The organism is Acidovorax sp. BL-A-41-H1 (assembly GCF_051942715.1).
Genome location: NZ_JBPVJQ010000013.1, coordinates 154,348 through 163,379, shown reverse-complemented (window position 1 = coordinate 163,379; position 9,032 = coordinate 154,348). Strand labels below are relative to the sequence as shown.

Annotated in this window: 9 protein-coding genes and 1 other RNA gene; 3 read left to right on the top strand and 7 right to left on the bottom strand. The window is 67.0% G+C overall.

What is annotated here, in order from left to right:
* The coding region (locus tag ACTPOI_RS25780) for a hydroxyacylglutathione hydrolase C-terminal domain-containing protein (protein WP_440114452.1) at nt 1–165 on the top strand (165 nt) is incomplete at its 5' end.
* Entirely contained in the window at nt 162–1,670 is a 1,509-nt protein-coding gene (locus ACTPOI_RS25775) for a transglycosylase SLT domain-containing protein (RefSeq protein WP_440114441.1), read from the top strand. The genes ACTPOI_RS25780 and ACTPOI_RS25775, both read left to right, overlap by 4 nt.
* Before the next feature lie 48 nt (nt 1,671–1,718).
* Here the strand turns inward: ACTPOI_RS25775 and ACTPOI_RS25770 are convergent, their stop codons facing one another.
* The 6 genes from ACTPOI_RS25770 to dnaX all read right to left on the bottom strand — a co-directional run bounded on the left by ACTPOI_RS25770 (nt 1,719) and on the right by dnaX (nt 7,293).
* The gene (locus tag ACTPOI_RS25770) at nt 1,719–1,871 is read right to left on the bottom strand and encodes a DUF3096 domain-containing protein (RefSeq protein ID WP_015013605.1); all 153 of its coding nucleotides are present in this window, start codon (nt 1,869–1,871) and stop codon (nt 1,719–1,721) included.
* Between the two features lie 211 nt (nt 1,872–2,082).
* Nucleotides 2,083–3,138 carry an ABC transporter substrate-binding protein gene (locus tag ACTPOI_RS25765; RefSeq protein ID WP_252658267.1) on the bottom strand — a complete coding sequence of 352 codons (1,056 nt, stop codon included), beginning with the start codon at nt 3,136–3,138 and terminating at the stop codon, nt 2,083–2,085.
* A 172-nt stretch (nt 3,139–3,310) separates the two neighbouring features.
* Entirely contained in the window at nt 3,311–3,736 is a 426-nt protein-coding gene (locus tag ACTPOI_RS25760) for an MAPEG family protein (RefSeq protein WP_094287925.1), read from the bottom strand.
* A gap of 94 nt (nt 3,737–3,830) precedes the next feature.
* Nucleotides 3,831–4,421: a recombination mediator RecR gene (recR, locus tag ACTPOI_RS25755; RefSeq protein WP_094287923.1), complete on the bottom strand. Its 591-nt coding sequence runs from the start codon at nt 4,419–4,421 to the stop codon at nt 3,831–3,833.
* Nucleotides 4,422–4,672: 251 nt separating this feature from the next.
* Nucleotides 4,673–5,005, bottom strand: coding sequence for a YbaB/EbfC family nucleoid-associated protein (locus ACTPOI_RS25750; RefSeq protein ID WP_055398201.1), 333 nt, complete (start codon nt 5,003–5,005; stop codon nt 4,673–4,675).
* Nucleotides 5,006–5,235: 230 nt separating this feature from the next.
* Nucleotides 5,236–7,293, bottom strand: a complete 2,058-nt coding sequence (dnaX, locus tag ACTPOI_RS25745; RefSeq protein WP_440114435.1) for a DNA polymerase III subunit gamma/tau — start codon at nt 7,291–7,293, stop codon at nt 5,236–5,238.
* A gap of 178 nt (nt 7,294–7,471) precedes the next feature.
* Here dnaX and ffs point away from each other — a divergent pair.
* Nucleotides 7,472–7,568, top strand: an RNA gene (gene ffs, locus ACTPOI_RS25740) — signal recognition particle sRNA small type.
* Nucleotides 7,569–7,651: 83 nt separating this feature from the next.
* Here ffs and ACTPOI_RS25735 read toward each other — a convergent pair.
* Nucleotides 7,652–8,983: a TIGR03862 family flavoprotein gene (locus tag ACTPOI_RS25735; protein WP_440114432.1), complete on the bottom strand. Its 1,332-nt coding sequence runs from the start codon at nt 8,981–8,983 to the stop codon at nt 7,652–7,654.
* Nucleotides 8,984–9,032: the final 49 nt, after the last annotated feature.

Below are 9,032 nucleotides of genomic sequence, written 5' to 3'. Positions count from 1 at the left end.
ACGCTGCCGTCCCGCATGGACCTGGAGCGGGACATCAACCCTTTCCTGCGCGTCAGGCAACCTGCAGTGGCTCAGGCCGCCCGGGACCACGATGCGCAGGTGCCTGAAAACGACGCCGTGGCGGTGCTGGCCGCCCTGCGCCAATGGAAGAACGAATTCCGATGAAAATTCTGCACATCGCTTGCCTGGCGGGCCTGCTCTGGCTCACGGGCTGCGCCACCACCGGGGGCACCTCACCCGACCAGGCGGGCACGGACACCAAAGCCATCCCCAGCACTGCACGCTCCTCCCCCCACACCCCTTTGATCCCCAACGGGCCGCTCAAGCCCATCACGGCCGCCCAAGCCAGCAGCGGCGAGGTGGCCTCGCTGTCGGCCCCGGCCGACCTGTGGGACCGCATCCGACGCGGCTTTGCCATGCCCGACCTGCAGCACGAGCTGGTGCAGGACCGCGAGCAGTGGTATGCCACCCGCCCCGACTACATGCAGCGCATGACCGAGCGCTCCAGCAAATACCTGTTCCACATTGTTGAAGAGCTGGAGCGGCGTGGCATGCCCACCGAGCTGGCCCTGCTGCCCTATATCGAGAGCGCGTTCAACCCCCAGGCCGTGTCCAGCGCCAAGGCGGCGGGCATGTGGCAGTTCATGCCCGCCACGGGCAACTACTTCGACCTCAAGCAGAACGCTTTCCGCGATGACCGCCGCGATGTGCTCGCGTCCACGCGCGCAGCGCTCGACTACCTGCAAAAGCTCTACAACATGTTCGGCGACTGGCACCTGGCCCTGGCCGCCTACAACTGGGGCGAAGGCAGCGTGGGCCGGGCCATCGCGCGCAACCAGAAGCAAGGCCTGGGCACCAGCTACACCGACCTGAACATGCCCGCCGAGACCCGCATGTATGTGCCCAAGCTGCAGGCCGTGAAGAACATCGTGGCCAACCCCGATGCCTTCCGCACCGAGCTGCCGCTCATCGAGAACCACCCGTACTTCCAGACGGTGGACATCACGCACGACATCGACGTGGCCCTGGTGGCCCAGCTTGCAGGCATCCGCGAGGAAGACTTCCGCGCGCTGAACCCTTCCTACAAGCGCCCCGTGATCCTGGCGGCGGGCACACCCCAGATCCTGCTGCCCTGGGACAACGCCAAGGTCTTCCAGCGCAACCTCGAAGCCCGCCGCGAGGGCCAGTACGCGAGCTGGACCGTGTGGTCCGTGCCCACCACCATGAGCGTGGCGGAGGCCGCGCAGCGCGTGGGCATGAGCGAGGCCGACCTGCGCAGCATGAACAACATCCCGCCACGCATGCTGATCAAGGCGGGCTCGGCCCTGATGGTGCCGCGCGCCAACACCACAAGGCAGGATGTGTCTTCGCACCTTGCCGACAACGGGCAGGTGGCGCTGACACCCGAGATCGTCACCCGCCGCACCACGGTGCGCGCAGGCAAGGGCGAAACCGTGGCCAGCATTGCACGGCGCTACAAACTCGCCGCCGCCAATGTGGCCGACTGGAACGACGTGCGCGCCAACGCCGCGTTCAAGGTGGGACAGCAGGTGGTGGTGTACCTGCCTGTGCGGCAAGCGCAGGCCAATACCCGCGGAGCCCCCAGCAAACGCGCCGCAAGCGCCCCCGCCCGCAAGGGCGGTACCCCTTCCAAGGTCAAACGCCGTTGATGGCGAAGGGCGGCCTCTGGCGGCATGGGCCACCCCGCCGGGCGAAACTTAGAACCGGAGCGTGTGCATCCCCAGCAGCCCCAGGATGCCCATGATGATGAGGTACAGCGCCACGATGGTGCTGAGCAGGCGCGGCATCACCAGAATGAGGATGCCTGCGATCAGGGAAACAAGCGGGCCGATGCTGAGGCTCAGCGACATGGGTCAGTCCTTGGAAAAATCAATGAGGGTGTGAAGGGCCAAAGGGCCAGGTGAACTGGCCGCAACTGCCTTGGGGCGCGCCGGTGATTGCACCTTGGCAAACGCCCCTGCACTGTAGTCCAAACCAGCCCCTGTTTCGGGCGACTCCCCCGGTACAAAAGCCCCATTCCGCAGACCGCACCATGGCGGCCCGAAACGCAGGGCGCTGGGGTCAGACGCTGTACTTCTGGCGCGCCTTGCGCACCAGGTCGTTGGTGTAGGTGCGTGCCAGCTCTACCTTGGCTTCGGCCAGCTCGGGCTGCACGCGCGCCAGTATGCGCAACGCCGTGGCCGGACCGTCGTCCGGCATCAGGCCGTTGGGCGAAAAGGTTTCGCGCACGCGGCCAAAGGCCGCCAGGTACAGCCCCCGATCGCCCATCAAATATGCAGCAGGCACCGCCTTGACGAGGTCGGCCGGCCCCGCCGTCTGCAGCCACTTGAGCGCATGCACGATGCCGTTGACCAGCGCCTGGGCCTGGGCAGGCTGCTTTTGCAAAAACGACTGGGGCGCATACAGGCTGCCCGCAGGCAGGGTGCCACTGCCTACCAGCTCCTGCGCGGCTTTGAGCGAACGCAGGTCGCCCACGATGCGCGTGTCGGCCTTCTGCTCCAGCAGCGTCATGATCGGGTCGGCATGGCACAGCGCATGCACCTGGCCCGAGCGCAGCGCATTCATCGCGTTGGTGCCCGAACCCACGCCCACAAACGCCACGTCCCGGGGCGACAGGCCCGCACGCACCAGCATCAGGCTCGCCGCCAGGTGGGTGGATGAGCCAACCGACGACACACCGATGCGCCGCCCCGCCAGATCGCCCAGGTCCTTGTAGGCAGGCAGCGAGCGCAGCGACACCCCCAGGGCCAATTGGGGCGCACGCCCTTGCAGCACCAGCGCACGGTAGGACTGGCCCCGCACGTGGGCGCGCAGCACATGCTCGAAAGCCCCCGAGCAGACATCGGCCGCCCCCTCCTGCACGGCCTGCTGCGCGAGCGCACCCGCCGCAAAATCGCGCACCACCACCTCCAGCCCTTCCACCCGGAAGTAGCCCAGTGCATCTGCCAGCGCCAGCGGCAGGTGGTAAAGCACCCCCTGCCCCCCCACCGCCACGGTGACGCGCCCCAGCATGGCCCCATCGGTCTGCGCCCGCACCAGCGCAGGCGCACACACCGCAGCCACCGTGACGGCGGACACGGCGCCAAAGGCACGGCGGGTGATCAGAGACTGGGGCATGGAGTCAGGCAAAAAAAACAATGCTGCATTGCAACAATCGTGCCCCGAAGGGGGGCAGGCCGCATCAGGGAGATTCCCTGCGGGTTTCTACGTAAGCAAAAAAATGATGTGGAAGGGCTCTTGCGGCGATGCACCCCTTGGGTGCGTCGGCCTGCCTGGGCCCACGCCAGGGTCAGCGGTAACCGATGAAAAGAATCGCCACGTTGACCAGGAATCCTGCCGCCCACACGGCACTGCGGGCCGTGGGCATGTCTGCAACGTACATCATCACGTAGAAGATGCGCAGCAACACAAACAGCAGCGCCAGCATGTCGAGCAGCGTCTGCCCGGCGCCCAGCAGATGGGCAATGATCACTGCGCCGATAAAAAACGGCAGGGCTTCAAAACTGTTGGCCTGCGCCGCGTTGGCCCGCGCCCGCCAGTCGGTCTGCCGGGCCATCCAGGCGCGCGGGTCATGGTTGTCAAACCCGCCGTCTTTGCGCGACTTGCCCAGGCTGCCGCTCTTGGCCAGCCAGGCGCAGCCCATGGGCAGCAGTGCGGCAATCAGCACGCACCAATAGGCAGCGGTGAACCGGGCAACATGCATGGTGGTATTCATTTTTGCGACTCTTTTTGGCCGCTACCGCCTGTTGGACAAGCGCGAGCAGCTATTAAATTGTGAGTATTCTAGTGGGCACCCCGATGCGGCGCTGTCAACGGCGGTCCACCAGTGCATGCGCAATGGTGCCCAGGTCCACGTACTCCAGCTCGCTGCCCACGGGCACCCCGCGTGCAAGCCGCGTGACATGCACGCCCCGGCTCTTGAGGGCCTCGCTGATCACATGGGCCGTGGCCTCGCCTTCGGCGTTGAAATTGGTGGCCAGGATCACCTCCTGCACCTCGCCACCGGTGGCCCGCTCCATGAGCTTCTGCAGCCCGATGTCCTTGGGGCCCACCCCGTCCAGCGGGCTGAGCCGCCCCATGAGCACGAAGTACAGTCCCTTGAAGGCCCCGGTCCGCTCCATGGCGGACTGGTCCGCAGGCGTTTCGACCACACACAGCCGTGTGGCATCGCGCTCCGGGTCCAGGCAGGTGCTGCACACCTCGGCCTCAGTGAACGTGTGGCAACGCGCACAGTGGTGCACCGTACCCACCGCCTCCGAAAGCGCCCGCGACAGGGCCAGCGCCCCCTCGCGGTCATGCTGCAGCAGATGAAACGCCATGCGCTGCGCAGACTTCACCCCCACCCCCGGCAACCGGCGCAGCGCCTGGATCAGAACGTCGAGGGAGTTGGTGGTGGACATGGGAGCGAGCGATGCAGGAAAGGTGTGAGGAACGAGCTGGGCAAGGCTTAGACAAGCTCAGCCCGAACGGATGCAGGCAAAAACAACAGGCATGTGGTCCTTGCCTTCACACCCCGCCCTCAAGGGCGTAGCGAGCGGGATCAGCTGCTAGGCGGACGGAGCACAGCCACCGGAACGTACTTGAAGTAAGTGAGGATGGCGAGCACCGCCCAACGACGCAAAACGCAGATGGCCCGCTCGGTAGCCAACCCTCAGAAAGGGAATTTCATGCCGCCGGGGAGGCCTGGCATGCCTTGCGTGAGCTTGCCCATCTTCTCCGACGAAGTCTCCTCGGCCTTTCGCACCGCCGCATTGAACGCAGCCGCCACCAGGTCTTCCAGCATGTCCTTGTCTTCCGCCAGCAGGCTGGGGTCGATGGTGATGCGCTTGACGTCGTGCTTGCAGGTCATCACCACCTTCACCAGGCCCGCGCCCGATTCGCCTTCCACCTCGATGAAGGCCAGTTCGTCCTGCGCCTTCTTGAGGTTGTCCTGCATGGCCTGGGCTTGCTTCATCAGGCCGGCGAGTTGTCCTTTATTGAACATGGTGTGGTTTCCTTTGCTTTCTTTCTGGTTGATCGATTCCCACGAAGGGACAGAGATTCGGTATCCGAGGTGAACGGTATTGTGCTGCGCAATGTCAGCGGCCGTCGAAACTGGCACACGCCCATCCAGTGCACTCGTGGAGCTGGCTTTGCCAGGCCACCGAGTGCGCCCCCCTCCCGCGTAGCGAGAGAGGGGGAAGGCACCGAAGGCGACTCAGGGGGTGTTTCATCTCACGCTGGCTTGATGCTGCCCGGCACGATTCTCGCGCCGTAGTCACGCATCAGCGATTGCACGAAGGGGTCGTTGTGCACGATTTCCTCAGCGCGGCGCTGGCGCTCGGCCGCGGCAGCGGCGTTGCGGCGGGCGGGGCTGTCAATGACCACGCCCACCTCCACGCTGATCTGGGTGGCATGGCCTGCCGCCTCCAGCGCGGCGCGCAGGCGCTCGCGGGCGGTGGGCTGGTTGAGCGACTCGCGCTCCACGCGCAGCAGCCAGTGGCCACCATCGCGCGCCACCAGCTGCGACTGCAGGGCCAGCTCCCGCACCAGGGCGTTGATGGCCTCGGCCGCCACCATCTGCTGCACCGTGGCATGCCAGACGTCGCCCTCCTCGGTGGGTGTGTACCGGGCCGACGCGGGCACAGGGGCCGAATGGGGGGCTGGCTGCAAACGCGCACCGGGCTCGGGGGCCACGCGCACGGGAATTGCTACGAATTCAGGAGCACCCTGCGCTTGCTGAGTGCGCGCAGGGGCCTGATTTTCTTCAAAATTTCGCGCCTGGCGCACGGGCAGCGCCGTGACGGCGGCGGGCGCCGTAGGTGCAATCAGCGCACCGGCTGCAGGACCTGCATCGTCCTCCGACCCGGGCCAGGGCGGAGGCTCGGAGGAAGAGGCGTCGTCAAAGCCAGGAGCGCCGTCATCAAGCGCCGACACGGCCGCTGTTGTGGGGGCGGGGGTCGGCACGGCAGATGCCGCAACAGGGGCCACGGCAGGTGGCACGGGCATCGCCGGTGTGGGCGGAGCCACCGGGACGGCGGCGACCAGAGGCGCAGCCGGGGGAATCGGCGCTGCAGGCGCCGCCAGGGGGGGCGGTGCCGCAGCCGTAGAAGCCCCTGTGGCCGCAGTTTCAGGCCGCGTCAGAGTTTTTTTTTCAGCCGATTCGCCAGCGCCGCCCACACCGCCCGCACGTTTGAAAGCCAGCAGGCGCAGCAGCACCATGGTCAGCGCCGCGTACTCATCAGGCGCCAGGCCCAGCTCGCCGCGCCCGTGCAGGCACAGGCTGTAGAGCAGCTGGGTTTCGTCGGCGGGCATCAGCGCCGCCAGGCGGGCTGTTTCGGCAGCCTCGGGGTCGTCGGCATCCACCGCACCGGCCATCTGCGGCACGGCCTGGAACACAGCCATGCGCTGGAGCACTGCGCTCATCTCTTCGAGCGTGGACGCAGCGGACAGGCCGTTCATGCGCAGTGCGTCCGAGGTTTCGACCACGGTCTTCCCATCGCCCTGGGCCAACGCTTCAATGAGGCGGAACACATAGGAGCGGTCCACCGCACCCAGCATCTGGCGCACACCGGCTTCCTGCAGCTGGCCGCTGCCGAAGGCGATGGCCTGGTCGGTGAGCGAGAGCGCATCGCGCATGGAGCCGCGCGCAGCGCGCGACAGCAGACGCAGCGCCTGCGGCTCGGCGGGCACGTTCTCGGTTGCCAGCACCTGCGTGAGGTGCGAAAGCACGGTTTCGGGTGCCATGGGGCGCAGGTTGAACTGCAGGCAGCGGCTCAGCACCGTGACCGGTACCTTTTGCGGGTCCGTCGTGGCGAGCACAAACTTGAGGTATTCCGGCGGCTCTTCCAGCGTCTTGAGCATGGCGTTGAACGCCGTGTTCGTGAGCATGTGCACTTCGTCGATCATGAAGACCTTGAAGCGCCCCTGCACCGGTTTGTAGACCGCCTGCTCCAGCAGGCTCTGCACCTCATCCACGCCCCGGTTGGAGGCCGCGTCCAGTTCGGTGTAGTCCACAAACCGGCCGCTGTCGATGTCGGTGCAGGCCTGGCACACGCCGCAGGGCGTGGCGGTGATCCCGCCCTGCCCGTCAGGCCCCTGGCAATTGAGCGACTTGGCCAGAATGCGCGACACCGTGGTCTTACCCACGCCGCGCGTGCCCGTGAACAGGTAGGCGTGGTGCAGGCGCTGCTGGGTCAGCGCATTCGACAGGGCCTGGACCACATGCTCCTGCCCCACCATCTCGGTGAAATTGCGGGGGCGGTACTTGCGGGCGAGCACGAGGTAGGACATGGGGGGTGATTCTAGGGCCCAACCAAGTGCCCCCGCCCTTCGATACCGGCACGCTCACCACCAGGGACACCGCGCAAGGGCCGCCCCGCAGCGCTGGTGTCGTCCCCCTTCCCGAATTGCGCAGCAATTCGAGAGAAGGGGGAAACGGCGCAGCCGTTCAGGAGGTAGAATGCGAGCTGACGGGCCTCCTCGCATGGTGAAGCGGCCAACCGGGTCAGGTGGGGAACCAAGCAGCCCTAACTGTGGAGTCAGTGCCGGGGGTAAGGCTCGTCAACTTCTTCTTTCTTTTTGCGCGGTCGCGCAAAAAACTCCCCTTTCTCCAGTATTTCCATCGCGCGCCGTGCGCTTCAGCGACCGCTCAGGCCCCTGACGACTGCCCCAGCCAGCGCAGCGCCCCCTCGCCCGCCACGCGGCCGCTGGCCATGCTGGCGGTGAGCAGGTAACCCCCCGTGGGCGCCTCCCAGTCCAGCATTTCGCCCGCGCAGAACACGCCCGGCAAGGCCGTGGCCATGAGGTGCGGGTCCAGCGCCTCAAACGCCACGCCACCCGCCGTGCTGATGGCTTCGTCCAACGGGCGCGCAGCCACCACGGTGATCGGCAAGGCCTTGATCGCGTGAGCCAGGGCCACGGGGTCATTCATGCCGTCCTTGCCCAGGTGTTCGTACAGGATGCCCGCCTTGATGCCGTCCAGGCCCAGGCGGCTCTTGAGGTGGCTCGACAGCGAGCGCGAACCGCGCGGATGGCGCACCTCCACCAGCACGCGCTCGGGGCTGTGGTCAGGCATCAGGTCGAGGTGGAAGGTGGCATGCCCATGGGCTTCCACCTCGTCGCGCAGCAGGTGCGACGCGGCATAGACCAGGCTCCCCTCCACCCCCGTAGCCGTGACCACAAATTCGCCCCGGCGGCTGAAGCTGCGGCCCTGGCTGTCGGTGAAGCTGAGCACCACGGTCTTGAAGGGCTGACCTACAAACTTCTCGGAAAAATGCGGCGTCCAGCCCACCGTGGGCGCGGGCGTGCGGCCCAGCAGCTCTTGCAAAAAGGCGCGGCGCGTTTCGCCTGCCGGGGCATCGGCGCGCAGCACATCGAAACCGCAGTTGGACGGGCGCAGCGGCGCCACCGCCACCCCGCGCTGCGCCAGCAGCGGCACCCAGGCACCATCCGACCCCAGGCGTGCCCAGCTGCCGCCGCCCAGCGCGAGCACTACGGCCTTGGTGGCCACCCGCACCTCGCCTGCCGGTGCGGCAAAGCGCAGCGCACCCTCTTCGGCCCAGCCCAGCCAGCGGTGGCGCATGTGGAACAGAACCCCCTGCCCGCGCAGGCGCTGCAGCCAGGCGCGCAGCAGCGGCGCGGCCTTCATGTCGGCGGGGAACACACGGCCCGATGTGCCCACAAAGGTCTCCACCCCCAGCCCCTGGGCCCAGGCACGCAGTTCGGGGCCGCCAAAGGCGCGGACCAGCGGCTCGATCTGCTGCTCGCGCTCCGCATAACGCCCCACAAAGGGCTCGTGCGGCTCGGAATGGGTGAGGTTAAGCCCGCCCTTGCCTGCCAGCAAAAACTTGCGGCCCACGGATGGCATGGCGTCGAACACATGCACGGCCACACCCGCCTGGGCCAGCACCTCGGCGGCCATCAGGCCCGCTGGACCGCCGCCGACGACGGCCACATCGCACTGCAACGGTTCCGCAGACAAGGTGGGAGCATCGGAAGGAGGAAGGGTGTGGGACACAGAAGGGCCTTGC